We start from the raw sequence: 26,189 nt of genomic DNA, 5'->3' as shown, positions 1-26,189 counted from the left end.
TATGAAAGGAAAAAAACCACAAAATAAGAAATGACGAGGTGTTGACTATGAAAATCAAAAAAATGTTGTCGATTGTTGCAGTAGGTGTGCTTTGCCTGGGTGTTTTAACGGCATGCGGAGGAAAGACGAGTCAGGAAAATACAGTTCGCGATGAGAAGACTGGTTCGTCTTCTGTTTCCACGGACGGTTCTACATCCATGGAAAAAGTCATCGGCATTTTGGGAGAATCATTTCAAAATGATACGGGGATTACATTTACATATAATCCTACCGGATCTGGTTCAGGTATAAAAGCAGTTTCAGAGGGACGATGTGATATAGGATTGTCTTCTCGAAATTTAAAGGACGAAGAGAAGGCATCTGGTCTTACAGAAACGGTACTCGCCTATGACGGTATCGCAATCATTGTAAATCCCGATAATCCGATACAGAATTTAAGCCTCACAGATATTGCAGGGATTTATACAGGAAAAATTACTAACTGGTCTCAGGTGGGAGGTAAGGATGGAGAGATTGTTGTGATTGGTCGTGAAGCCGGTTCCGGTACCCGTGATGGATTTGAATCTATTACAGAGACTAAAGGCGCCTGCAAGTATCGACAGGAACTTACTTCAACAGGCGATGTCATTACTACTGTTGCGCAGAATCCGAATGCTATAGGTTATGCATCTGCTGCATCTGTTAAGAATTCTGTCAAAGCTCTGACGGTTGATAAGGTAGCAGTTAACGAGAAAAATATAAAAAATGGAAGTTATACCGTGCAGCGTTCCTTTGTACTAGTAACAAAAAAAGATAGGAAACTTTCGGATGCAGCAAAGAAATTCTTTGACTATGCAACATCCAAGACATCTAATGGTCTGATTTCTAAAGCAGGTGTCGTCCCTGCAAATTAAGAATAGGATAGCAGGGTGGATATAGTACAGGATGTAGTGTCTCCGCTTGTCGAGGTAAAAGTTTATGAAAAAAAAACAAAGGATTGAAAATATTATCCATGGACTGTTCCTTCTGCTGGGCTTAATGACAGTTGGCTGTGTGCTTCTGATTACTGTTTATTTAGTCATATCGGGAATTCCAGCTATTCATAAGATCGGTCTTATAAAATTCCTTTTCGGAACAGAATGGACACCTACTAAGAAGAATCCTCAATATGGGATTCTGCCGTTTATCCTTACAAGTATTTATGGTACGGCAGGTGCGGTTCTACTTGGGGTCCCGGTTGGATTTTTTACGGCTGTATATCTGTCAAAAGTAGCAAATTCAAAAATCAAAGAACTTATGCAGTCCTTCGTAAGTCTGCTTGCAGGAATTCCATCTGTTGTCTATGGTCTCGTTGGCATGTTAATTTTAGTACCGGGAATTCAAAGGTTTTTTCATGTTCCGAACGGAGCAAGTTTGTTGGCGGCAATGCTTGTGCTTGCCATTATGATCCTGCCTTCGGTAATTAAGATGTCCGTTACTGCACTGGATGCAGTACCAAAGGAATATGAAGACGCTTCTCTTGCTTTGGGAGCGACGCAGATAGAAACCTACTTCCGAGTGTCTGTTCCAGCGGCGAAAAGTGGAATAGCCGCTGCAATAGTACTTGGTATCGGTCGGGCAATCGGAGAGGCGATGGCAGTAATGATGGTGGCAGGCAATGTTGCCAATATGCCGGATTCCCTGTTTCAAAGCGTGCGTTTTTTGACCAGTGCAGTTGCCAGCGAAATGTCATATGCCGGCGGATTGCAGAGAGAAGCTCTGTTTTCTGTCGCCTTGGTTTTGTTCCTGTTCATCATGCTTTTGAATGCTACATTAAATTTCTTTTTGAAAAGGGGTGTCAAATAGGAAATGAATACAGAATATCGCAAACTAAGACGAAAGCAATATGAAGTGTTCATGAAAGGACTGATGTATATTTGCACCGGTTTGACAGCAGCCGTTTCATTATTTTTGCTGGTTTATGTTTTGGTAAAAGGATTGCCAGGTATCAACTGGACTTTTTTATATACATCACCCAGTTATATCAGTGACCGTATTGGCATTTTACCGGATATTCTGAATACCTTGTACATTATGATTGCGGCCTTGCTGATTGTGCTGCCACTCGGCGTTGGGGCAGCAATCTATTTGACAGAATATGCGACAAATCAAAAGATAGTTTCTGCCATTGAATACACGGCAGAGACACTGTCGGGTATTCCATCGATCATTTATGGGTTGGTGGGTATGCTGATATTTGCAAACCATATAGGAACCAGCCTTTTGGCAGGAGCGTTGACACTTGCAGTCATGAATTTGCCGATTATTATGCGAAATACACAGGAGAGTTTAAAAAGTGTTCCAATGTCCTATCGTGAAGGAGCGTTCGGACTTGGTGCTGGAAAATGGCGTGTGATACGCACAGTAGTCATTACCGGATGTGTGGACGGTGTCATTACCGGCTGTATTTTATCCGTAGGAAGAATATTAGGAGAATCCGCTGCACTTCTTTTCACCGCAGGATTTGCCCATACGCTGCATGGATTTGTAGACAGCCTTATCTCTCCCGGAGCAACGCTTACCGTCAGTTTATATGTTTATGCAAAGGAAAATGGAGAATTTGGCATTGCTTTTGCGATTGCCGCAATACTTATGCTTTTAGCATTGATGATAAATCTTGCGGCTGAAATGACACAGAAATATTATACCAAGAAGAGAAATGAGCGATAAATGAAGAAAGGAAAGAAACATATGGGTTCAATCATTACTGCCAAAGATTTGTGTCTCTGGTATGGCGAACATCAGGCTTTGAAAAAGATCAATATTGAAATTCCGGAAAAGAGTATTACTGCATTGATTGGGCCGTCAGGGTGTGGAAAGTCTACTTTTTTAAAGACATTGAATCGCATGAATGATCTGATTCCGTCCGTAAAAATTAGCGGAGATATTTATTATAGGGAAGAGGATATTTTTGCACATCATGTTGATGTCAATGAATTGCGTAAACAAATAGGAATGGTATTTCAAAAACAGAATCCGTTTCCGATGAGTATTTATGATAATGTCGCCTACGGTCCGCGAACTCATGGAACAACAAATCGAGCACGTTTGGATGAGATTGTTGAAAAGGCACTTCGAGGTGCTGCAATTTGGGATGAAGTTAAAGATCGTCTGAAGAAAAATGCATTGGGGTTGTCCGGTGGTCAGCAACAAAGGCTTTGCATTGCCAGAGCTTTGGCAGTAGATCCGGATGTCCTTTTGATGGATGAGCCGACAAGTGCCTTGGACCCGATTTCAACCTCTAAGATTGAGGAATTGGTTATGGAACTGAAAAAAGATTATACTATCGTCATGGTAACGCATAATATGCAGCAGGCAGTTAGGGTCTCGGATTATACAGCATTTTTCCTGCTTGGTGAACTGGTGGAATTTGGGGCAACGGACAATATTTTTGACCAGCCACAGGATAAAAGAACTGAAGATTATATTACGGGGAGGTTTGGATAATGAGGAATCAATTTGACAAGCAAATGGATGAACTTAATACCCAGCTGATCCGAATGGGAGCTATGTGTGAAGAAACAATCGCAGGGGTAACGAAATCCTTGTTTGAAGGAAATGTAGTGTTAGCAAGAGAGAAGAAAGAGCATGCCAGAGAAATTGATCAATTGGAAAGAGACATTGAACAGCTCTGTATGAAATTACTCTTGCATCAGCAGCCGGTAGCAGGTGATTTGCGTCAAATTTCTGCTGCACTTAGAATGATTACCAATATGGAACGAATCGGGGATCAAGCGGAGGACATTGCAGAACTTGTCATTTTATTGAATGGCAGTCAGATAAAAGAGGCAGAACTTATCGATGATATGGCTCTAGCAACTGTAAAAATGGTAACAGACAGTGTGGATGCATTCGTTCGGAAGGATATAGCACTTGCAGAAAATGTGATTTTGGAAGATGACATTGTAGATGATTTTTTCGACCGTATGAAAAATACAGTTGTAGAATTGATTATAAAACAATATGTGGATGCCGAATCGGCACTGGATTTTTTTATGATTGCCAAGTATCTGGAGCGTATCGGAGATCATGCAGTCAATATTGCCGAATGGATTATTTATGCAATGACAGGAAAGCATAAGGAGGGGGGAAAATGATATGGTGTGTAGAAGATGATGAAAACATTCGAGAAATAGAGATATACACATTAAATTCCACTGGGTTTGAGGCAATAGGATTTTCCGATGGATTGCAGTTTTGGAATGCCATTCAAAAAGAAAAACCAGAATTGGTGATACTGGATGTGATGCTTCCGGGAATGGATGGCGTGGAACTTTTAGGTAAGATGAAGCATTCGCTGGAACTGGAAAATATTCCGGTCATTATGGCAACGGCGAGAGGTGCTGAATATGAAAAAATTCAGGCACTGGATTTAGGCGCCGATGACTATATTGTGAAACCATTTGGTGTGATGGAATTGGTGTCACGTGTAAAAGCAGTCTTACGCAGATGTCAGAAAGGACGGGTTTCCAAACTTTTGCAACTGGACAGTTTAATTCTGAATTTAGACGAGCGAACGCTTACAATAGAAGGAGAGCGTGTTATTCTTACCTTTAAGGAATTTGAACTCCTACATTTATTTTTATCCCATTCGGGAACAGCTTTTACGAGAGAACAGCTTTACAATTTGGTTTGGAATACCGATTGCATGGGAGACAGTCGAACACTAGATATGCACATTAAAACCCTGAGAAAAAAATTAGATCGGTATGGAAAATGCATTGAAACGGTTCGTCATATCGGTTATCGATGGAGGCTGAGATATGAGCAGTAAAATTTTTAAATCCATTCTTTTGGTTGCTTTCAGTACATTGTTAGGCACGCTTCTGATTATTACTGCCTGTATGTTTGACTATTTTGAAACGGTTCAAAAGAATCAGTTGGTAGATGAATTATCAATCGCCGCACGGGGAACGGAGGCTGCAGGAGAGGATTTTTTAAATCAACTTGATTCAAAAAATTATCGCATCACATGGGTTTCCAAAAAGGGAAAAGTGTTGTTTGACAATGAAACTAATCCCGCTAACATGGAAAATCATGCCGATAGAGAAGAAATCAAAGAAGCGTTTGAAAATGGAACGGGTAGCAGTTCCCGCTATTCCACAACACTGACAGAAAAGACATTGTACGAGGCAGTAAGGTTAACAGATGGCACAGTTTTACGAATTTCTGTCAGTCGCATCACAGTGGTTGTACTTCTTCTTGGCGTGATACAACCGATTCTTATCATTGGTATTCTTGCTATTCTTCTGTCAGCGGTATTGGGAAAACGTATGGCAAAGCACATTGTTGACCCTTTAAACAGATTGAATTTAGATAACCCACTAGAAAATGATACCTATGAAGAACTATCTCCTCTATTACGCCGCATTCAATGGCAGCAAAATGAGATACAACGAACACTTTCCTGTTTGAAACAGAAACAGGATGAATTTCATCAAATCACCAGCAATATGCGTGAAAGTTTGATTTTACTGGATAATGCTGGGGCAATTATTACTATCAATCTATCAGCACAAAAACTGTTCCGTGTGACTGATACCTGTATTGGAAAAAACATCATTGAGGTTGACCGCCATCAAAATATTCGTGATTTCATGCAAGAATCTATGGAAAACGGGCATGCAGAGTTCAGAGAACATCGAAACGGACGAGAGTATCAGTTTGATCTGAGCAGGATCTTGTCCGATGATGAGGTGGTTGGAACGGTTATTTTGGCGTTTGATATTACGGAACAGGCAGAGGCAGAGAGAAGGCGCCGGGAATTTACAGCAAATGTGTCCCATGAACTTAAGACACCACTTCAGGGAATCATAGGCTATACAGATTTAATGGAAAGTGGCCTTGCCAAACCGGAAGATATTCCCCGCTTTGTGGGACATATCAGAAAGGAAGCAAGCAGACTGGTGACGCTCATTGAGGATATTATTCGGTTATCGCAGTTGGATGAAGGGACAGATATGCCCATTTCCGAGGTTTCGCTTGGTAATCTGGCGGATGAAGTCTGTGAAACACTCTTTGACTCTGCAAAATCAAAAAATATTTCACTTTCATGGAGCGGTTCTGATGGAAATATGTGCGGGGTACAAAGACTTCTCTATGAAATTATCTATAATCTCTGTGATAATGCAATTAAGTATAACAGGAGTGGTGGCAGCGTGAAAATTGCTGTTTCCGAGGACGATAAGCATGTCAGACTTGAGGTAGCAGATACGGGTATTGGGATTCCAGAAGAACATCAAGAGCGTGTCTTTGAACGATTTTACCGTGTGGACAAAAGCCATTCCAAACAGTCCGGCGGTACCGGACTCGGACTTAGCATCGTAAAACATGCTGTGACATATCACCATGGAAAGATAACGTTAGAGAGTGAACCGAATCAAGGGACTGTGATTACTGTAGAGTTTCCCAAAAAATCATGTAGCTGATTCGGCAAAATATGACTAACACATCTATTCAGATGTTTTATTAACGATGTCAAGGGCTGATTAGGTGGGTGCAAATTTGCCTTTGTGTAGCAGGGGTTTGCGAGGGCTATCGTTAAAAGGTTTGGTATACGGCGGCTGTAAGATAGCTCGGCGTGATTTTTGAGTGCGATTTTTCTGTATGAGGGAACATGTCTACGCTATAGGGTCGAGTGCACAGGATGTTAACGTTAAAAAGTGCACCCACTTTGCACCCACCCTGTGAAGTGTGGATATACAGTATTACAAGCATAATATAGTAAGAAATAATATGATGCTCTAAATCAAAGTTTCAGAGTACAGAGCAATAGTTTCAGAGTTCAAAAGCAAAGCTTCATTGTATACAACACGTAATGAAGCTAGATGGGAGCGTAATGAAAATAGACGAGTAAATAACGGATATACAATATATAAAGTATGAGTTGTAAAATAAATTGTCGCAAATAGAATAAAAAAGGTTCCATTGAGGACTTCATTCAAGTAAACTTTTGTTATCAGGCAAAAGAAGAATGGAGAGACCAATGGAACAAATCAATAATATCATTAAAAAAAGAAAATGGAAACAAATAACTGAACGAGATAGATACAAAATCGAAGCATTATTGGCTTCAGGAATGAGACCAAGCGCCATTGCCATGCAAATAGGATGTTCAAAGCGAACAATAGAAAGAGAACGAAAAAGAGGACTGACAGAGCAATTAAGAACGGCAACAAAAAACATACTTGAAAAAGGAGATGTACAGAAAGTTCATGTCTACTTTGCAGATGTAGCACAAGAAAAGCATGAAAGAGCAAACATGAACAAAGGAAGGAAGGAATCTGAAGATTGGCTCAGATCATGAACTGGTAAAATTCATAGAAAAAAAGATTGGAAAAGAGCATTGGTCTCCTGAAGCAGTAATTGGATATATAGAGGCAAAAGAACTGCTATTTAAGACAAGCATATGCGTGAAGACACTGTACAACTACATAGATAAAGGCTTGTTTCTGGGAATAAGTAACAAAGAGTTATTACACAAGAAGAAAAGCAAAAGAAGGCAACATAGAGTAAGAAGCGTATCATTGAATAATCGAAATGGTAAAAGCATAGAAGATAGACCAATTGAAGCAGAAAACAGAGAAGAGTTTGGGCATTGGGAAATTGATTTGGTGATTGAGAAAAAAGGAACAAAGCCTGTAATACTAACGATAGTTGAAAGAAAGACACGAAAATCACTTTATGTGTTAGTAAAAAACAAAACACAAAATAAAGTGATAAAAGGGATAAGAAAGCTAAAAAGACGAGTAGGAGGAGACTTTAGCCAAGTATTTAAAACAATAACAGCAGACAATGGCTCGGAGTTTTTAGATGGAATGGGAATAAAAAGAGCATCAGGATGCAATGAAGTATATTATGCACATCCATATAGCAGCTATGAAAGAGGCAGTAATGAAAACGGAAATGGCATATTACGCAGATTCTTACCTAAAGGAACAGATTTTTCAAGAATAACGAAAAATGAGCTGCAAAGAATTGAAGATTGGGTTAATAATTATCCGAGAAAAATCTTTAAATTCAAGTCTGCAAATGAGATGTATTGTGAAGCGATGTAACAAAAGTTTGGATTTATGGTGCGACAATTAAACTTGCAACTCGCCATACAATATATAAAGGCTAGTCAATATAGATTTTTTCTTGTATAATTAGCACAAGAAAAATTAGCATAAAAGACTGACAAAATCCTTGACAGACAGACAGCATAGATCTGTCCATTTTCACGTAGAATTTTTTAATTGGCAGAAATGTATACCTGATGGATAGGTATGTATTCCTGCCTATTTTTATGCAATTTTTAAAAACAATAAAAAGAACATTATTAGATTGATAAGGAGGAGAATATGAAAGCATTATTGAAAAAGACAATGGGTCTATTGATGGCAACATTAGTAGCGTTTGGTGTAATGGTTGGAACTACGCAGGCATTTGCTGATGGAAGTGCGGAAACAGTTAAGCAAGACGCATTAGAGAAAAACAATAAAACCGCTACGAAACTCGATGGTAAGTTAACAACAAACATTTCATTGTCGTTCCCGGGTAAGGAAGACGTACTTGCGCAAGATATAGTATTTGTGCTGGATAAGAGTGGTGCAAGTGATCAAGAAGGAATTTCAGCTCAAGCAAAGGGATTTCTTGAAGATATAAAAAAGCAAGCCAGTATGAATGGCTTGAACATAAAAATTGGTGTAGTTTCATTCTCTGGAATAGCATCAGCTAAACAAGAACTAGCAGATATTGTGACTAACTACGATACTATAACCGGCAAATTAGGTAAGTCTTGGGGTAGAGGAACAAATCTTCACGCAGGACTTTTGTGCGCAAAAGAGATGCTTGATAACGATAAGTCTGTCAGTGCAAAAAACAAGCATATTATTTTAATCACGGATGGCGCTACGTATCTTTATTGCAAAGATCAAGGTGAAGGGGAGAAAAAGGCATATCAAATTCCGTACACTCGTTCTTTTGGCGACCCTAAAGCACAAACCGATCCAACAACTCAGGCACCCTATACGAACGGCACTGACATGCAAGGTGGCATTTGGGAGTATCAAAGCCGCGAATATAATCTGAAAAATGATTGGAAGAAGTTTAACGGTACTGATGTGAACTTCATCTTCTCCTATGCTATGGGTACTGCTTGGCCGAGGGATACGAATAAACAGGAAAACAAGGATAAACCTAAGCCAAGTATTAAATACCTTGGTGAATATCTTGATTACTATCGCCAACAAGAGCAGGATGCTAATGCAAATTGGGCTCAGTACGAATACAAATACTTTGGTGGTACTAGAAAAACAAATCCAATTAATATCAATGCTCCAGCGAATATCGACATTGCCTTCATGAAGGCTGATGATGTGTTTCAAGAAATGGTAAAAGCCGGTTACCAAATGAACGTGTATTACAAGAATAAGGCTGATTTTGATGGATCTCTATTCTTGAAGTATCTCGCACGTAATTCCAATAAGGGCGAGCTTAATACCGATTTTCAGCAGCTCAAGAAGGAAGTGCTCGAAAAAGTAGCAAAAGGTTCAACGGTTGTCGACTATATTGGTAATGATTTTGATTTTGTCAATGACGTCAAAGAATTAAGCCTCAAGGTTGCTAATAATACTTTAAACGCTGAAAAAATTACTGATATAACTCTTGGTAAAGACGATGCTCATTTTGGCTCTGGTAAAAATGCAGACAACACGTATAGATATGAGCTAATCTACAAGAAGGCCGATGCTAATGACGGCAACAAAGAAAAGCTTATACTGAAAATCAACGAGACGGTTTATCCAAAAACGGCTGTAACGCTGAATTACAAAGAAAAGCTGGTTAATGTGCCTACAGAAGCTGGCACTCACAAACTTAATACCAACGAGAGTGCCACTTTGAAGCCAGTTGATGCTAATGGTAAGCAGGGTGATGATGTTGCATTTCCGGTTCCTCAAGTGGAATACGTTGTGAAAGCTATGAACAGCACGGTTACTTTCAAGGATGGCGATAAGACGCATGCGACAGTAAAGGTAGAAACCGGTAAGGCTATTGATACTGATTCGTTGACTAATGAGTCTATGCCGAAGAATCCAACGAAGGCCGGTTATACCTTCAAGGAATGGAATACGAAGGAAGACGGTAAAGGTACTGCGTTTGATGGGAAAACTACTGTTAATGGTGATATGACTGTATACGCTGTTTACACGAAAGATCCTGTACCAAATCCGGATCCGACTCCGAATCCTCCGGCACCAAATCCGGATCCAACTCCAAACCCACCTACACCTACACCGGATCCAGTGCCTAATCCACCGACTCCAGAACTAAAGCCAAATCCTCAGACACCAGCTCCTCAGCCGCAGCCTGAAAAGCATATTGGCATGATTCCTAAGACGGGTGAATCAGCATCGTTTGCAGGCTTACTTGCAGCGCTTGGTTTCTCGATTGCTGGACTTGCAATTCTTCGTAAGAAGAAAATGACGGAAGAAAACAATAAGTAAGCACGCTTGTTTTAAGTAACTAGCATTGTTTATTAGAAGATGGCTCTAGCGATATGTTAGAGCCATCTTTTTGTATGCTATTTTTTAAGTGTTATTTGAGATGTAAGCTTTCTTATTCTAAATAAGAAATAGTATGATGCTTTAAGTCAAAGTTTCAGGATTCCTATAAATAGTTTCAGAGTTTCAAGCAAAAGTTTCAGGGTTCAAGGGCAAGGTTTCATTGTATCCAACACGTAATGAAACTAGAGATAACTTTACAGGAAATGATACAAAGTTTGGTGGCTGTTGCTTAGAAGAACACTGTAAATAAGGGCTTATTGTAGGCTTGCGAAACGGAAGAACGTGAATGAAAGTCTAGCGTGAATTGATGCTGGATTTTTTCTTTTTAGGGGTGTCTTTTTTGCTTTATGGGGTGTGTGCGATTTATACAAGGGGGTGTTCTTTTACTTCTTAGGGGGTCTATAAGTGCTTGACTTATTCCGGAGGCTGAGTGATGTATAGACTACAGGGAGGATAAGTCAATGCGAGAATTAAAGAAAATACTGCAAGACGAGATGGTTCATTTAGTAGGGCTAGCTGGCAACGAACTCAAAAGAGCAATAAGCAAGCCATTTGATAGTGAGTTCGTTGGCGATTACAAACTATTTTATAGATGTTGATGATGAATTCAAAAAATAACTAGATAATCGATATAGACTATCTCTTGATTTTTCTAGTATATACTAATCATAGAAACATAAGATTATATAAGGAGGGAGTACTTTGAAAATATTAATCATAGAAGATGACAAAGGCTTGGTTGCGACACTAAAAGAATTTCTTGAACAAGAAGGGTACTTTGTGGATTACTTATATAGCCTTGATGATATTGAAGATTATGTATTACTGAATAAATACAATCTAATAATTCTTGATGTCATGCTCGGAGAAAGAAATGGATTTGAATTTTTACAAATTGTTCGAAATCCCTTTTTTAGACCGTTTGACAACAGTTCTGACTACTGGAAAATAGAGGGTTGTAACACTGCTTTAATTTAATTATAGTTTCTAATTTAATTATTGAAGCTATTTTCTATCATTAGTTGCACTTGTCCTAATGGAATATTAAATATTATTCCATAAATAGACATTCCAAGTAATAATATTGCAATAAGAACTCCAATTCCATAAAGGCAGCCGTTGCTAACCTTAGCTTTTTTAACTTTAATATTTATAAAACTATATATTAGGAATACTGTAAATATAAAAGTCAAAATATAATTTGGTAACATATTCATAATAAATTACCTTTTATTTACAAAATTTATTCCAAAAATCCACCCAGCTGCCATGTACTTCTCTTTGGTCAATGTAGGTAAAAGTATCTTCGTCATACCAATCATGATTAACTATATCATCAATAGTCTCAGGAACAAAAAAGTTGAAAAATTCTTTCTTGAATGAACTTCCATACTGTAGATAATATGCACCTACCATCTTTGTAAAATTGGTTTTCTTTACATTTTGTGGTTTATAGATAAGTGTTTCTCCAACCTGATTTAAATCGGGGCTTACTTCAAGAAAGACTAAACTTAGATCATTTTCCTTATAGCCCAGTATAAAACTTCTGTACTTATAGGAAACAGTACGAAGTACTGCAAAATTCGCACCACCAATATCTTCTGAATAAGCGTAAACTATTTTATATTCCGAACCATTATCTACTTGCTTATCAAAGATTTCTCTCATGCGATTTTTGTTTTCATCACTTTTTACTTTATCTAACTCAACTGTTTTTTTGCCACCAAATAGATTAAACAAGCCCATTTTATTATCTCCTATCATAATTTTAAATTCTTTATATTGATTATAGTTTTTTGTACAATTTTTACAAGCACAAAATATTGACTAAAAATTTCTTAAATTTTTTTAACTCAGATACTTTAAAAATGCAAAATTAAATAAGGTTAATACTTCAAAATGGAGAGGGTTTATAGTTGGTGATTTATTTGAAAATATTAAAAAGCCTGACGTGCTTCATGTAAGAGAAGTCGTTGAAGATGATTTCTGGAATTGTAAAATGCCCTATATGTGGAGTGGGAATGTTTGGAAACAAGCGTACCAAGAAAAAGAAAGAAAATATAAAGATTTTTATTACTATGGTTGTAAACATAGGCAGACGATAAGGGGTCATAAGTGTACATTCAGTAAGCAAATTAGAGAAGAATTGTTAGATGATGCTGTTGCAGAGGTGATTGTCAAGATTGTAAGTAATCCGAAATTTGCTTCTATGATGCAAGAAAAAATCAACATGAAGGTGGATACCTCTGAAATAGAAAAAGAAATAGATAATTACCAAAAGGAATTGAGGAAGAGTCATTCTACAAAGTTTAAGCTAATTGAGGAAATAGATAATTTAGATGTTGAAGATAAGCATTATAAGAGAAGGAAACAGGATTTAGATGATAGACTATATCGTATGTATGACAAAATAGATGAATTAGAATCATCACTAATTGATGCGAAAGCAAAGAAACAGACTATTGAAGCTGAAAAACTTACAGGAGATAACATATATAAGATTTTGATCTATTTTGATAAACTCTGTAAAGTCATGAATGATGTAGAGCGTAGACAGTTAATTACAGCTTTGATTTCTGAAATTCAAGTTTATGAAGAAAAACAACCTAACGGACAATGGCTAAAATCAATTACTTTCAAGCTCCAATTATAGATGATGACTTGAATATAAGTTTGGACAATAATGAACAAGTTGAGACTGTCGTATTGATGTCAAAGGCTGATTAGGTGGGTGCATTTTTGCCCTTGTATAGCAGGGTTTTGTGAGGGCTATCGTTAAAAAGTTTAATGTGCGGCGGCTTTAGGATGGCTCGGCGTGGTTTTTGAGCCCAGTTTGGCTGTATGAGGGAAGATATCGACGCTCTGGGGTCGAGTGCACAGGATGTTAACGTTAAAAGGTGCACCCACTTTGCACCCAGGTTGTGAGGTGGTAAAATATAGCTCAAAAGGTAAAATGAGACCTGATTATTAGTATGTGCACGAGGAGGTTTTTAAGGGAATGGATAAGCTCGTTCGTTTTTGCCGTGAAGTAGCGACATTCGGCTTGACGGTTGCCTTAATCGCGATGCTGGTTGCCTTAATATGGGATGGCACACTTGCTATTAGAATTGGTTTTACCTCTTTTGTTATTGGTGTCACAGTGATCTCGCTTAAGACTGTCCTTCGAAAGACTGATTGAATTTTGTTTGGTTCAAGTCAATAGTTGAATATCTCACGTTGGGTGACTATTACTGATCTCTGTCAGTAATAGTCACTTCTTTTTATGAATCTTAAAGTTAGGCTCAATGTCCGTCCTGTTTAGCCGGTGATTAGTTAGGGTAATCGGATGAAGTATTGGATACGTTGAAGAATAATATTAGAGAAATTATCGCGGGCAATAATTTAAACGAGATTGAAATGGTTGATAAAAGAATTGCAGATAAACAAGCGATACTACTAACCTTGCTTAAAGCTAAAAAAGACTACACGAAAATAGCTGATGAGATTGATGAGCTTAAAGGTAAGAAACAGCAGCTTCTTATAGAAAAAGCAGGTCAAGAAGATGCTAAAAGACGAATCAGAGAAATGGAAGATTTTTTGAAAAGTGAGCGTCACGATATTAGTGAGTATGACGAGAAGCTGGTAAGAAAGTACATCAAGAAAATAAAAGTTTACGAGGACAGGTTCAGCGTAACTTTTAAATCAGAGATTAGTGTGGATATTGAAAGGGCATCGTAAAAGCCAAAAGAATGTGAGCGTTTGAAATGTTACAAAAGTCAGCCTAGGGGAGTTCCTCTAGGCTATTTTTATGCTCAAAAATCAAGCTATCAAGCCAATCTTAAACCTTTTAACGATAGCCTTTTCAATACTCGCTAGCATAATAATGATAGTCATTAGGAATAGTTATTCCAGTAGTGCGTCAATATTTCGTTTTGAATATAGAAGTCTGCGCACTTCCATAGTGTCGTCGATGACAACGTAAAAAACAGAAAAGTTGCGTACGCTAATCCTGTAGTAGGGGTGTTCTCGTGTTAATTAATCCTTCTCCTTGCGCTATCAAAGACATCATCTTTAGAAAGACGCGTAGAAGTGTTTGCGGCAAAAGTATCTGCTTCGTCGAGTTTTCTTTCAATGTCGTCAGTGAGAGTGGAGTATTGTTTGATGCTCATTAGAACCATAGTTCCATAACCATTTTTTGTAAGGAATACGGGTGTATTTGAATTTATAACTATTTCTTCTACTTCTGGAAATTTGTTTCTTAAATCAGAAACTGGGCGAATATTAATCATAGTATCAACCTCCTTTTATCAAAAAAGTATCATAATATTATCAAGATTACAATTATATTAGTGGCTTGGAACTCAAAAAAGTGTAGCTATACTACCCGTTCTCTCAATCCATTTAGAATCAATTTGTTTGTTGTCAAGAAAATAAAATAATAGACTATAAGACTTTTGAAAACAATGGCTTTATTTAGATGAATAATGTTTAGTCTATCTAATTTTATATATTTTCAATCTTCACAGTTTGCGTGGATATCTATCAGCATATTTGACAAAATCATATAATTTAAGTAAATTTCACAAGTAATATTTCAAGGAAAGTGGGAAAATTATGAAGTTATTTCTTAAAATGTCTCCATTGGCAACTGCCGAGGCACAATGTGTGTGCAGTCAATTTTGATTGGCTATAAACATTAAACATTTTGAAAGGAGAAATAATGGAAACAATAGTATCCGCTTTATTAGTTTTTGTTTCTACATCCATTGACTACTTAGTTGTTTTGACTATTTTATTCGCTAGTCAAGGAAAGAAAGGTTTGAAATCAATTTATGTAGGGCAGTATTTAGGTACAGGACTGCTTGTACTGGCTAGTCTTATTGCCGCTTACTTTTTAAATTTTATTCCACAAGATTGGATTATCGGACTCCTTGGCCTAATTCCGCTAGGTCTTGGTATAAGAGCAATTTTTGTGGATGAAGATATTGATGAAGAAGATATCGAGGGAAAAATTACCGGAGATGGATCAAAAATCTTAGCATTTACAAGTTTAACAGTAGCAATGGGTGGAGATAATTTAGGAATTTATATCCCCTATTTTACAGGAAAGAGTTTGATTGAGATTAGTATAAGTTTAGTAATATTTGCCTTAGGGATTTTGATTCTATGCAAATCATCTCAAAATCTCGCCTCAATTTCTGCTATCGGAGAGACTGTGGAAAAGTACGAAAAAGTAATTGTACCTGTCGTGTTTATTGGACTCGGTCTATATATATTAACTGAAAATGGGACGATTAATTATTTCATAGGTCAAGTCCTAAAAGTGGTGTAAATTCATTTCCTTCCCTTTATCTGCTATTTTTATGTTCAAACTCAAACGAGAAAATAAGTGGTGCTTCCACCGTCACGGCGCTTCATTGTGCTATCTGATGCAGTAATGCGAACATAAAAATCGTGTATGACAGTCGAAAAATCCCATTCGTGCAAATGTGTTGCAATATGCGATACAGTATTTTACGATGTGTGCATGGAGATTGGTTGATATGGCAGTTACTAAAAGTGCGAATGTGAATGTGAGAATACAAGAAAATATTAAGCAGCAGGCGGAGCAGATTCTGGAAACTATTGGAATTCCTAGGGCTACTGCTATTGACATGTTTTATCGTCAAATCATTCTTAATAAGGGTATTCCATTTTCGCTTACTATTCCAAAGTCGTTTCCAGCACAAGATGATATGGATGAGAAAACGTTTAACGCGTTGGTGGCTAAAGGTTATGATCAGGCGGTTCATGGTGATAGTTATCCGATAGATGATGTTTTTGAAGAGCTTGGACGTTGATTAGCAGCCGTGGTGTGAACTTGGTTTTAGAAGAATACGCGTAAAAAATTATTACGTTTATTTTTGTGTTGATGATAGTAGAAAAGAAGTTCAAATACTCGCGGTTATCTACGTGAGAAGAGACCAGACTAAACAACTGGAACAATTGTAATGTAAACGTTGTTATTAAGCCAATCTTAAACTTTTTAACGATAGCTTTTCCTATCGTTAAAAAGTGCACCCAATATCCATAGTGTGCACTCAAAAAAGTGTAGCTATACTTGGAGTTCTCTCAATCCACGTTGAGACGGTCGTATTGATGTCACGGGTTGACCGGTGAGGTGCATAAAAGTGCCGTATTTCCGGGATTTTCGGGCAATGGGCCGTCAGCGTCAGCGGGCGAAATTGACCGCAAAAACCGCTCCGACAGAACATATCAACTGCTTCTGCCAGAGGGTTGAGTTAGTGATATGGATGTTTTTGTGATAGGGTTGAAACAGTGATATGGATGACCGAAGGGAAATCTGTATTTGTTGATGCAAATAACATAAGAATATGCAGTTGCTACCGCTGGTTGCGTAATTGCAAACTGCTGTGTATGGAGTTCTACCCGATGTTCAGGTATGCTCTGAATGAAAGGAGGAAAACGTGGTACTTTCAGAAAAACTATATGAGCTTCGAAAGAAAGGCGGCCTTTCACAGGAGCAGCTTGCAGAGCAGTTGGGCGTATCCAGACAGGCGATATCAAAGTGGGAATCCGGTAAGGCAATTCCAGAAAGCGATACTCTTATTTCCATCAGTAAGTATTTCAATGTAACGCTTGATTATTTGATGAAAGAAGATGGCTCTGCCGTATCTGAATCGGTGGCAAACACCGAGAGTGATCAGCCGAGAACAAATACCAGAAGAGAAAAGCGTATTCTTGGAATAGTCACCTGTATTGCTGGAATTGTTTGTTTGATTGTTTGGGGACTCGTTTCAATTTTTATGCCATCAACGTCAAGCCAAATCAGTGATTCATCAATGATTACCATAGACGGAGATGGAATATTTCTGATTATCTGCCTTGCGGCCATAATTGCCGGCGCAGTTTTGCTCCTTAAGAGTACATCTAACAAATAAGGAGGATCTTTATGAAGGCTTTATCTACTGTATTTTTGGTTATGGCAGTTCTTCTGTCTGATGTTATGTGCGCCGTTGTTGCATATAACTACTCCGACATGAAGTGGGGTATTCAATATGCCGGTTATAGTGCCCCTGCATCTGCTGCTTTTTTTACTGCAATCCCATATGCTATTGGAATCATTGTATGTGTTATTTTGGCCATCTTCTTCAAGAAGAAAATGGGATAACAGAGACAGGCCAAGGCTCCCACACTGCCATCAACGGTAGTATGGGAGCCTTGTTTTATGCCTCTATGTCGATTGTGATGCCGGATTTGAAGTCTACGGTAAAGTGGTCATCGAAGACGGTGATCTTTTCAATTAGGCGGCTGACCAGTGTCTCATCAAACTCTGTGATGGTGGCAGGCTGGCTCTTGACGAAATCCTGCAGGTCCCGGATTTGCTTCATCTGTTCATCCTTGATGACGCTGTCCACCTCGGCCTGCCTGCGCTGATCCCGGAGGCGGAGAATCTCATCCGCGATGGCGTCGTAATCGTCCTTCTGGTTAACCTTCTTCAGGAGCTCTTTTTGCAGCTTGTTCAGCCGCTCGTCTATGACATCCGGTGAGAGGGCATCACCCTGCAGGACTACCGTAGCTATGTTCGCCCGTAGCGTTTGCAGGAAATCGTCCTTCTGGCAGAGCACCCGGTTAATGGCATCGATTACCACCTGTTCCAGAAGCGTTTCATTGACTGTCCGGTTGTGGCAAGCGTGGCCGGTGGCCTCCAAGCGGCTGCAGCACCGCCAGACGATGGACTTGCAGCCTCGGTTGTTCCAGTGGACACGCCGGTAAAATTCGCCGCACTCGCCACAGAAAACGATCTGCGCGAAACAGTGCTTGCAGGAGTAGCAGCGCCGTTTGCCGTTGTCGCTGGTATGGACCACGCGCCTGCGGACCAGCTCCTCTTGCACCCGAAGGAAGATGTCCTTCGGGATGATGGCCTCGTGGTCGCCTTTCACATAGTACTGCGGGACGGTGTCGTTGTTTTTGATGCGCTTCTTCGTCAGAAAATCTGTGATGTAAGTCTTTTGCAGGAGCGCGTCACCGATGTACTTCTCGTTGAGGAGGATCTTGTTGATAGTGCTGGTGTGACATTTTGTCTTGCCAGCGCCGGTGAGGATACCGTCAGCCATAAGCCCGTCTGCAATCTTATCCATACCAAGGGTAAAAATCGGTGTGTTTCGAGGCAAAAACACGCTTTGATAAATTCCCGCGAACGACCGCGAAAATCTGACATCAATCTGGAGCAATCGAGCCATGTGGATGATAAGAACGCCTGCGTTATGAAGTCCATACCAGAGGAACCAGTGAAGGCGGCATGCGCCACGATGATGAACAAGCTGACATGGGGCAGGAGCAGAGTCCTCCTCCCATACGTGGAAATGCTGAAAGAAGGCATGAAAACCGATACACTGGACAGGCTTTCCAAACTGGAATCCCTTCTGGAAAAGAACGCTGAGCGCAGGGCGCAGATCACGCAGTTCTTCACGAAGGGGCTTCTCGATCCGGCGGTGTATGCGGAAGAAAGCGATACTCTTGTGGAAGAAGCGCAGAGGCTCACAAACGAGCAGAATCTCCTGACCGCGCAGGTAAGCGGATCGCATGAAAGGCAGGAGACTCTCGAGCAGCTTCTGAAGTACACGGCGAAGGGCAGAACCCTTACGGAATTTGATGACGCGCTCTTTACGGAGCAAGTTGATCACATCGTGGTTTATAAAAGAACGGAGATTGGATTTGCCATGAAGTGCGGAGCCGTTTTCCGGGAAAGGATATGACATGGAACATACACCATACGGCTATGACATCATCGGTGGCAGGGCTGTGGTCAATGAAAAACAGGCCGCCGTTATCCGGCGGATATGTGAAAATTACCTGTCCGGGATGTCTTTTATAAAGGCGGCGGCATCGGTGGGGCTGACCATGAGCCACTGCGGGGTCAAACGTCTGATACAGAATGAGCGGTATCTCGGCGATGGCTTTTACCCGCCGATGCTGACGAAGGAAATGGCCGACAGGGTCGAAGCGGAACGAATACGCCGGGAGAAGGCGCTGGGGCGTAACAGGAACAAAGGGAAAGGCGCGCCGAAAGGAACGGTTTATACAAAGTTTTCCGCTCCAAAAATCACGCTGAAATATGAAGATCCAGTCAGGCAGGCGGAGTACGCCTACAGCCTGATAAGAAATGGGGTGAACGGATAATGCAGATTGCAGGAAATGTCACAGTTATCCCGCCAAAGCGCACCATCGGGGCGCAGAAGAAAACGGAGAAGGTGCAGAAAACCAGGGTAGCAGCCTACTGCCGCGTTTCTACGGAATTTGAGGAGCAGGAATCCAGTTATGAGATGCAAGTCGAGCATTACACTTCCTATATCAAAAGCAATCTGGAATGGGAACTGGTTGAGGTGTACGCGGACGACTTGATCAGTGCAACGAATACAGCAAAAAGGGAATCCTTCAACCTCATGATACAGGACTGCCGGGATGGAAAAGTCGATATGATACTGACTAAGTCCATCAGTCGCTTCTCCCGAAATACGGTAGACTGCCTGAAATATACAAGAGAATTGAAGGATCTTAATATTGCAATCCTGTTCGAGAAGGAGAATATCAATTCCCTTGACGCCAAGGGAGAGGTCCTTATGACTATTATGGCGGCGCTTGCCCAACAGGAATCGGAATCCCTGTCGGCAAACGTCCGGCTCGGCATTCAGTTCCGAAATCAGGCAGGCAAGGTGCAGGTCAACCATAATCGGTTTCTTGGATACACAAAAGATGATGAAGGAAAACTTATCATCGTTCCGGAAGAGGCGGATATCGTTCGGCGCATTTATGCTGAATACATGGATGGAGCCAGTTTTCTCCAAATCAAAGGGGGCTGGAGGCGGATGGCATCCTGAACGGTGCGGGGAACGCTAAGTGGCATGAAAGTAATATCCGGCAGATCCTCATCAATGAAAAATACATCGGGGATGCACTCCTGCAAAAGACCTATACGGTAAATACACTCGATAAGAAACGAGTGGCCAATAACGGCCTTGCGCCGAAGTACTATGTGGAAGGCAGCCATGAGGCGATCATCGCAAAGGATGTTTATCTCCGGGTGCAGGCAGAAATCGCACGAAGGGCTAACATCCTGACGGATGGAAAGAAGCGGATCTACAGTTCACGGTACGCTCTTTCGAGCTTGGTGTTCTGCGGACACTGTGGGGACATCTTCCGCAGGATTAAATGGAACAACCGGGGATGCAAGTCCACGGTCTGGCGGTGCGTGAGCCGGGTACTGAAGAAAAGCAGCGGTATTGACTGCCCGGCAAGGACGATTCACGAAGAAGACCTGCAGGAGGCGGTGGTCATGGCAATCAACGATGCCTGGTCGAGAAGGGATTACCTCCTCCCCGTCTTGCAGGAAAACATCCGCTCGGTCTTGAATGAGGACACGGAAGAGCAACTTGCCGAGATCGATGTAGCCGTAAAGGCAAAACAGGAGGAACTGCTGAAAGCCGGGAAAAACCAGACGATGATCGATGAGATCGGAGATGCCATTATCAGCCTCCGGCAGGAGCGGCAGGATATCCTGACGAAGGCGGCGAAGAACACGGAGCTGAAGGAACGCATCGATGACCTTTCTGCCTTCCTTGATGGGCAGAATGCGGCGGTCACGGAACACTCCGAAACGCTGGTCAGACGGCTGATTGAGAAGATCACAGTCCACGATGAAAAGCTGACAGTGGAGTTCAAGTCGGGTTTTACAATCGATGTGGAGGCATAAGAGAATAAGGATGCAGAGACACTTCGCTGCGACGGAGTGTCTAATACTTATGTTGGGATATAGGATCAAGAATCTTCTTGACAAGTCAGCGATACCTAACTATAATGTTAACGTTGTCAACGTTTACGACGTTAACATATCTTTAGGGGGAAAGCAAATGGACACGAAAGACAAGATCCTTGAGGTCGCAAAAAAAGAGTTTATAAAAAGAGGATTCGAGGACGCGTCGATGCGGAGCATTGCCTCACAAGTCGGGATTTCCGCTACGGCGTTATACAGGCATTATTCGAATAAAGAAGAGATATTTGAAGCAGTAGTCGGTCCTGTTGTAGAGAAGTGGAATCGATTTTGCGACACGGAGAGAATCAGGCAGACATCGACCGCATGGGATCATGGGCTGGAAGCCATGTGGGAAGACGACCGGCAGCTTGGAATGATAGTGGATATGATCTACGAAGACATCGATGAACAGAGGCTCCTCTTCTGCGGAAGCGAAGGAACAAAGTATGAAAACTTCCTGCATGACCTTGTTACGAAAGTCCAAAAATATACGCTGCTGTTTATGAGCGGGCTGGAAAAGCCCGGAGTTCATGTAGAGCATGTGGATGGCAGAGAAATGCATCTTCTTTTAACCTCAGAGTATTCATGCATTCTTGAAATGCTAAAACACGATTTTTCGTATGATGAGGCGAGACACTATGCCTATACCGTCGCCATGTTCTTTACTGAGGGTTGGCGTAAGTTTCTCGGATTCTGACATCAATAATTCATATTCATAAAAACAGGAGGCAATCTGAATGAAGAAAAAAAGCACGATCTCTTGGGTAATGGAGTTTGCCGGACGGCGAGGAGGATTCTTCGTAGGCAGCGTGCTGCTCGCGATCCTTGGTGTCGTGGCATCCTTCATACCCTATCTGCTGATCGCAGACGTTGTGGAGAAATTGATAACAGGCGGCGCGGACTGGTCATATTACCTTAGACAGGTAACACTGATGGTTGTTTGCTGGATCATAAGAGTCGCACTTCACTCATCATCCACTACGCTGTCTCATGTGGCAACCTTTACCGTGCTTGGCGGGATCCGCAAACAACTGACCGCAAAGCTTTCGAGGATACCGCTCGGCTCCATTCTGGATGATCACAGCGGAACTTATAAAAATATCATCGTGGAACGAGTGGATGCCATGGAAACAACCATGGCACACATCATCCCGGAATTCACGGCAAATCTTTTGCTCCCGCTCATTATGTTCATTTATCTTCTTACGATTGACTGGCGAATGGGACTGGCAAATCTGATCCCTGTCGTGATCGGACTTTTTTTTGTTGCCGGCATGATGAAAGGCAGCGGCGAAAGCTTTCAGCTGACGCTGGAAAAAACAAAAAAACTGAATGATACGGCAGTGGAATACATCAACGGGATCGAAGTGATCAAGGCTTTCGGTAAATCCAAGAGCTCTTATGAAAAATTCGTTACTGCCGCCAAAGAAGGCGCAAGCTGCTTTATCGACTGGATGAGGCGCTGCATCTGGTGGTCGTCGGGAAGCCTTTCATTCACGCCCGCAACGCTTCTTGGCGTGCTTCCGGTCGGACTTCTGCTGGTCAGAGGCGGGAGCCTTACTGCTTCGGATTTTATCACTGGGGTCATCCTTTCGGCCGGACTTGTCACTCCGCTTGTAGTGGCTTTCTCCTACACCGATGACATCTCAAAGATGAGTGCGATATTCGGAGAAGTGACGGAGATACTGGAAAGAAAGGACATGGAAAGACCCGCCGCATTGACAGAGCAGCCGGAGGGCTCTGATATCAAACTGAGTGACGTCCGCTTTACATACAAGGAAAAGGAAGTGCTCCATGGCGTGAATATGGAGATCAAACAGGGTGACGTTACAGCGATCGTGGGACCCTCCGGCTCAGGAAAGAGCACCATCGCAAGGCTCATCGACTCCCTGTGGGATGTAGACAGCGGAAGCATCACCTATGGTGGTGTGGATATCCGAAATCTGCCGCTGGATTACTATGCGAGTCAGATTTCTTATGTAGCACAGGACAACTACCTGTTTGACATGAGCGTTCTGGAAAATATCAGGCTCGGCCGCAAGGGTGCATCTGAAGAAGACATTATAAATGCAGCAAAGGCTACTGGCTGCCATGAGTTCATTCTGGGACTGGAGCATGGATACGATACGGTTGTCGGCGGCGCTGGAGGACACCTTTCCGGAGGCGAAAGACAGCGTATCTGCATCGCAAGAGCCATGCTGAAAGACGCGCCGGTGGTGATTCTGGACGAGGCTACTGCCTATACGGATCCCGAAAACGAAACCCTTGTTCAAATGAGCGTGGCTAAGCTCGTTCAGGGAAAAACGCTGATCGTCATTGCTCACAGACTGTCTACCATCACAAGTGCCGATAAGATCTTTGTCGTAAATGAGGGAAATATAGAGGCGGCAGGAACGCACAACGAGCTTATTGCAGGCTGTCCGCTTTATCAGAAGATGTGGGAGGCCCACAGCGAGGCAAGAGACGCGGACACGGATTATACGGCATCCGCTGTCAGAGAGGAGGTTGCCCATGCTTAAAATGCTGAAGAAGTTCTTCGATTTCTGCAATACGGAGAACAGGAATAAGTTTTATAAGGCCCTAGCGCTGGGTGTGTTGGACGCTGTCTTTACCGCTATGAAGATCCCTGCTGCGTTCTTTACTGTGACGGCGGTTCTGAACAGGGACATAGGGACAAAGGAGATCCTGGTCGTTATTGGTCTCATGCTGATCTCCACAGTGGGAAAGATGATCATCAACCGCTATTCACAGATGATGCAGACGGAGGCCGGATATAATACGGCGGCCGGTAAGCGAATCGAGATCGGGGAGCATTTGAGATACCTCCCGATGGGGTACTTCAACGACACCAGTCTCGGTCACATCACATCTGTCACTACAAATTCTATGGAGCAGCTGGGGGATATCGCGACACGTGCCGTCATGATGATTTTACAAGGCTCCATAACTACGGTCATCATCGGTATCGGGCTGTTTGCGTTTGATGTGCGTATCGCAGTGATCGGATTGATTGGCATTGTCGTTTTCTGCGTGGTCAATATATTCACCAACAGAAACGTAGCGAGAGTTGCGGAGGAGAAGCTTCAGGCAGATAAGGATATGGTCGGCGTAGTGCTTGAATATATTCAGGGGATTGCCGAAATCCGTAATTACAATCTGGTGAGCGCGAACAACAGCAGACTGGAAAAAGCAATCGATCGAAAAAGAAAAGCGGATATCAGCGCCGAGACTGCGGCGATCCCCATGGTAGGCCTTCAGCAGCTTGTGTGCAAGCTGACGGGTGTGGTGATTGCAGGAGCATCCGTTTACTTCTGCATAAACGGAACGATGGCACTGAATTACACGATCACAATGCTGCTTTGTTCCTTTATCCTGTTTGAAATGCTGGATCTGGCAGGCGTATACACAGCACTTCTGAGAGTGATCGGAAGGTGTGTTGACCTTGCCAATGAGATTCTTTCCGTACAGCAGATGGACATTAACGGTGAGGATATTAAGCCGGAAAATCACGATATCCATCTTGACCATGTAAGCTTTGCCTATGAGAACAGAAAGATTATCGATGATCTCACACTTGACATCAAGGAAAAGACAACGACAGCAATTGTCGGACCCTCCGGAGGCGGCAAAACCACGGTTACATCTCTGATTGCCAGATTCTGGGATGTACAGGACGGAAAGGTGACGCTTGGAGGAAAAGATGTCAAGGATTACAGCTTCGATTCTTTGATGGAGAATTTCAGCTTTGTCTTCCAGAGGGTCTATCTGTTTGAGGATACCATTGCGAACAATATCCGATTTGGAAGGCCGGATGCACCGATGAAAGATGTAATCGAAGCTGCAAAGAAAGCTTCCGCGCACGACTTTATCATGGGACTTCCTGATGGGTATGAAACTATGATCGGAGAAGGTGGCGCAACGCTTTCCGGCGGTGAAAAACAGCGGATCGCCATAGCCAGAGCGATCATGAAAGATGCTCCGATCATTATTCTGGACGAAGCAACTGCCAATGTTGATCCAGAAAACGAAAAGGAGCTTACGCAGGCCATTGAAAATTTGACCAGAGAAAAGACGATCATTATGATCGCACACAGATTGAAGACCGTTCGTCATGCGGATCAGATCATCGTGATCGATAAAGGCAGGATCGTGCAGCAGGGCACGCATGAATCACTGATTCGGGAAGATGGAATTTATAGGAACTTTGTTTCCGGCAGACGCAGTGCTGTCAGCTGGAAGATAGCATAAAATAGAACAAAGAAAGACTAACTATTAAAAGTCAAGAAGAAAAAGCATGAAAATGCAGAAATGCAAATCGGATAAAAAGAACCTTGATAATTGCATAACGAAATAAGCACCACGAGGTGCTTGGCAAATAAGTCGTATAAGGTAGCGGTTTAAGCCAGAGGAATAAAGGCAACGTTTGCTTTCACCAAATGAAAGAGAACGCGAGTGAGTTTCTTGGCAGCATGGGAGACAGCAACATTGTAGGGTTTACCTTCTGCCCGTTTCTTTGCTAAATACGCATTGAACGTTGAGTCCCAATGACATACGTATTTAGTAGCATTAAAGATGGCATAGCGCAGGTATTTTGAACCTCTTTTCACCATTTTAGAATGCGTAGAAGTAAGCTGTCCCGACTGGTAAACAGAGGGATCCAGTCCTGCATAAGCAAGAACCTGCTCAGCAGAATTGAAATCCTTGAAGTTGTTGGTCTCACTGATAATGACGGCAGCCATTTTGTTGGCGATACCAGGGACAGAAGTAATGGGACTGTCGATCTTACTCATGAGCTCATTGATCTCTGACTCTATCTCTTCAATTTGCTGTTG

29 protein-coding genes and 1 pseudogene are annotated in these 26,189 nt (G+C 41.7%); 25 read left to right on the top strand and 5 right to left on the bottom strand.

The window, feature by feature from the left end; all coding sequences use genetic code 11:
• Positions 1-53 precede the first annotated feature (53 nt).
• From PYS62_RS00150 to PYS62_RS00100, 12 genes are all read left to right on the top strand, one after another.
• Positions 54-893 carry a phosphate ABC transporter substrate-binding protein gene (locus PYS62_RS00150; protein ID WP_390086073.1) on the top strand — a complete coding sequence of 280 codons (840 nt, stop codon included), beginning with the start codon at positions 54-56 and terminating at the stop codon, positions 891-893.
• 64 nt (positions 894-957) lie between these two features.
• A complete protein-coding gene (gene pstC, locus PYS62_RS00145; protein ID WP_066714174.1) occupies positions 958-1,824 on the top strand; it encodes a phosphate ABC transporter permease subunit PstC in 867 nt (288 codons plus the stop codon).
• A gap of 3 nt (positions 1,825-1,827) precedes the next feature.
• Positions 1,828-2,688: a phosphate ABC transporter permease PstA gene (gene pstA / locus PYS62_RS00140; RefSeq protein ID WP_066714176.1), complete on the top strand. Its 861-nt coding sequence runs from the start codon at positions 1,828-1,830 to the stop codon at positions 2,686-2,688.
• Between the two features lie 21 nt (positions 2,689-2,709).
• Positions 2,710-3,465, top strand: a complete 756-nt coding sequence (pstB, locus tag PYS62_RS00135; protein WP_315574207.1) for a phosphate ABC transporter ATP-binding protein PstB — start codon at positions 2,710-2,712, stop codon at positions 3,463-3,465.
• Complete coding sequence (phoU, locus tag PYS62_RS00130) at positions 3,465-4,115, top strand: phosphate signaling complex protein PhoU (RefSeq protein WP_066714181.1); 651 nt, start codon at positions 3,465-3,467, stop codon at positions 4,113-4,115. The genes pstB and phoU overlap by 1 nt, the downstream gene beginning before the upstream one ends.
• On the top strand, positions 4,112-4,792 hold the full coding sequence (locus tag PYS62_RS00125) for a response regulator transcription factor (RefSeq protein ID WP_066714183.1): 681 nt from the start codon (positions 4,112-4,114) through the stop codon (positions 4,790-4,792). The genes phoU and PYS62_RS00125 overlap by 4 nt, the downstream gene beginning before the upstream one ends.
• Positions 4,782-6,446 carry a sensor histidine kinase gene (locus tag PYS62_RS00120; protein ID WP_066714188.1) on the top strand — a complete coding sequence of 555 codons (1,665 nt, stop codon included), beginning with the start codon at positions 4,782-4,784 and terminating at the stop codon, positions 6,444-6,446. Before PYS62_RS00125 ends, PYS62_RS00120 begins: the two co-directional genes overlap by 11 nt.
• 557 nt (positions 6,447-7,003) lie before the next feature.
• Positions 7,004-7,324 (top strand): helix-turn-helix domain-containing protein, encoded by a 321-nt coding sequence (locus PYS62_RS07430; RefSeq protein ID WP_066714190.1) that lies wholly within the window; start codon positions 7,004-7,006, stop codon positions 7,322-7,324.
• Positions 7,302-8,075 carry an IS30 family transposase gene (locus PYS62_RS00115; protein ID WP_390864844.1) on the top strand — a complete coding sequence of 258 codons (774 nt, stop codon included), beginning with the start codon at positions 7,302-7,304 and terminating at the stop codon, positions 8,073-8,075. Before PYS62_RS07430 ends, PYS62_RS00115 begins: the two co-directional genes overlap by 23 nt.
• 285 nt (positions 8,076-8,360) lie before the next feature.
• A complete protein-coding gene (locus PYS62_RS00110; RefSeq protein ID WP_082714332.1) occupies positions 8,361-10,505 on the top strand; it encodes an InlB B-repeat-containing protein in 2,145 nt (714 codons plus the stop codon).
• 521 nt (positions 10,506-11,026) lie between these two features.
• A complete protein-coding gene (locus tag PYS62_RS00105; protein WP_156422968.1) occupies positions 11,027-11,164 on the top strand; it encodes a hypothetical protein in 138 nt (45 codons plus the stop codon).
• Between the two features lie 103 nt (positions 11,165-11,267).
• Entirely contained in the window at positions 11,268-11,543 is a 276-nt protein-coding gene (locus PYS62_RS00100; RefSeq protein ID WP_066714194.1) for a response regulator, read from the top strand.
• Positions 11,544-11,557: 14 nt separating this feature from the next.
• Here PYS62_RS00100 and PYS62_RS00095 read toward each other — a convergent pair whose 3' ends face one another.
• Complete coding sequence (locus PYS62_RS00095) at positions 11,558-11,782, bottom strand: hypothetical protein (RefSeq protein ID WP_066714196.1); 225 nt, start codon at positions 11,780-11,782, stop codon at positions 11,558-11,560.
• A 13-nt stretch (positions 11,783-11,795) separates the two neighbouring features.
• Positions 11,796-12,311: a hypothetical protein gene (locus PYS62_RS00090; RefSeq protein WP_066714198.1), complete on the bottom strand. Its 516-nt coding sequence runs from the start codon at positions 12,309-12,311 to the stop codon at positions 11,796-11,798.
• 205 nt (positions 12,312-12,516) lie between these two features.
• On the opposite strand from PYS62_RS00090, the gene PYS62_RS00085 reads away from it, so the two are divergent.
• The 3 genes from PYS62_RS00085 to PYS62_RS00075 all read left to right on the top strand — a co-directional run bounded on the left by PYS62_RS00085 (position 12,517) and on the right by PYS62_RS00075 (position 14,282).
• The gene (locus PYS62_RS00085; protein WP_390086068.1) at positions 12,517-13,218 is read left to right on the top strand and encodes a resolvase; all 702 of its coding nucleotides are present in this window, start codon (positions 12,517-12,519) and stop codon (positions 13,216-13,218) included.
• A gap of 345 nt (positions 13,219-13,563) precedes the next feature.
• A complete protein-coding gene (locus tag PYS62_RS00080) occupies positions 13,564-13,743 on the top strand; it encodes a hypothetical protein (RefSeq protein WP_009994761.1) in 180 nt (59 codons plus the stop codon).
• Positions 13,744-13,898: 155 nt separating this feature from the next.
• Complete coding sequence (locus tag PYS62_RS00075) at positions 13,899-14,282, top strand: integrase (RefSeq protein WP_082714333.1); 384 nt, start codon at positions 13,899-13,901, stop codon at positions 14,280-14,282.
• A gap of 293 nt (positions 14,283-14,575) precedes the next feature.
• Here PYS62_RS00075 and PYS62_RS00065 read toward each other — a convergent pair whose 3' ends face one another.
• A complete protein-coding gene (locus tag PYS62_RS00065; RefSeq protein WP_060776561.1) occupies positions 14,576-14,833 on the bottom strand; it encodes a type II toxin-antitoxin system Phd/YefM family antitoxin in 258 nt (85 codons plus the stop codon).
• Positions 14,834-15,264: 431 nt separating this feature from the next.
• Between PYS62_RS00065 and PYS62_RS00060 the strand changes: the two genes are divergently transcribed.
• From PYS62_RS00060 to PYS62_RS00045, 4 genes are all read left to right on the top strand, one after another.
• Positions 15,265-15,876: a CadD family cadmium resistance transporter gene (locus PYS62_RS00060; protein WP_315574098.1), complete on the top strand. Its 612-nt coding sequence runs from the start codon at positions 15,265-15,267 to the stop codon at positions 15,874-15,876.
• Between the two features lie 211 nt (positions 15,877-16,087).
• On the top strand, positions 16,088-16,384 hold the full coding sequence (locus PYS62_RS00055; RefSeq protein WP_066713976.1) for a type II toxin-antitoxin system RelB/DinJ family antitoxin: 297 nt from the start codon (positions 16,088-16,090) through the stop codon (positions 16,382-16,384).
• Between the two features lie 627 nt (positions 16,385-17,011).
• Positions 17,012-17,485: a helix-turn-helix domain-containing protein gene (locus tag PYS62_RS00050; RefSeq protein WP_066713979.1), complete on the top strand. Its 474-nt coding sequence runs from the start codon at positions 17,012-17,014 to the stop codon at positions 17,483-17,485.
• 11 nt (positions 17,486-17,496) lie between these two features.
• Positions 17,497-17,715, top strand: coding sequence for a hypothetical protein (locus PYS62_RS00045; RefSeq protein ID WP_156422960.1), 219 nt, complete (start codon positions 17,497-17,499; stop codon positions 17,713-17,715).
• 55 nt (positions 17,716-17,770) lie between these two features.
• Here the strand turns inward: PYS62_RS00045 and PYS62_RS00040 are convergent, their stop codons facing one another.
• Complete coding sequence (locus PYS62_RS00040) at positions 17,771-18,685, bottom strand: recombinase family protein (protein WP_315574206.1); 915 nt, start codon at positions 18,683-18,685, stop codon at positions 17,771-17,773.
• Between the two features lie 126 nt (positions 18,686-18,811).
• On the opposite strand from PYS62_RS00040, the gene PYS62_RS00035 reads away from it, so the two are divergent.
• From PYS62_RS00035 to PYS62_RS00010, 6 genes and pseudogenes are all read left to right on the top strand, one after another.
• Positions 18,812-19,303 (top strand): hypothetical protein, encoded by a 492-nt coding sequence (locus PYS62_RS00035; RefSeq protein ID WP_315574097.1) that lies wholly within the window; start codon positions 18,812-18,814, stop codon positions 19,301-19,303.
• Position 19,304: 1 nt separating this feature from the next.
• On the top strand, positions 19,305-19,727 hold the full coding sequence (locus tag PYS62_RS00030) for a serine integrase family protein (protein ID WP_066713985.1): 423 nt from the start codon (positions 19,305-19,307) through the stop codon (positions 19,725-19,727).
• Positions 19,727-21,297, top strand: a pseudogene (locus tag PYS62_RS00025) (recombinase family protein). The gene PYS62_RS00030 and the pseudogene PYS62_RS00025 overlap by 1 nt, the downstream one beginning before the upstream one ends.
• Before the next feature lie 49 nt (positions 21,298-21,346).
• Positions 21,347-22,054 (top strand): TetR/AcrR family transcriptional regulator, encoded by a 708-nt coding sequence (locus PYS62_RS00020; RefSeq protein WP_315574096.1) that lies wholly within the window; start codon positions 21,347-21,349, stop codon positions 22,052-22,054.
• A gap of 40 nt (positions 22,055-22,094) precedes the next feature.
• A complete protein-coding gene (locus tag PYS62_RS00015) occupies positions 22,095-23,876 on the top strand; it encodes an ABC transporter ATP-binding protein (RefSeq protein ID WP_066713991.1) in 1,782 nt (593 codons plus the stop codon).
• Entirely contained in the window at positions 23,869-25,605 is a 1,737-nt protein-coding gene (locus PYS62_RS00010; RefSeq protein ID WP_066713995.1) for an ABC transporter ATP-binding protein, read from the top strand. Before PYS62_RS00015 ends, PYS62_RS00010 begins: the two co-directional genes overlap by 8 nt.
• A gap of 149 nt (positions 25,606-25,754) precedes the next feature.
• On the opposite strand, the gene PYS62_RS00005 is transcribed toward PYS62_RS00010, so the two are convergent.
• The coding region (locus PYS62_RS00005) for a transposase (RefSeq protein ID WP_315574095.1) at positions 25,755-26,189 on the bottom strand (435 nt) is incomplete at its 5' end.

The sequence above is a fragment of the Amygdalobacter nucleatus genome, assembly GCF_029167365.1.
GTDB lineage: Bacteria > Bacillota > Clostridia > Saccharofermentanales > Fastidiosipilaceae > Amygdalobacter > Amygdalobacter nucleatus.
Note: the sequence above shows the minus strand (reverse complement) of the source record. Positions and strands in the feature narration are given on the sequence as shown.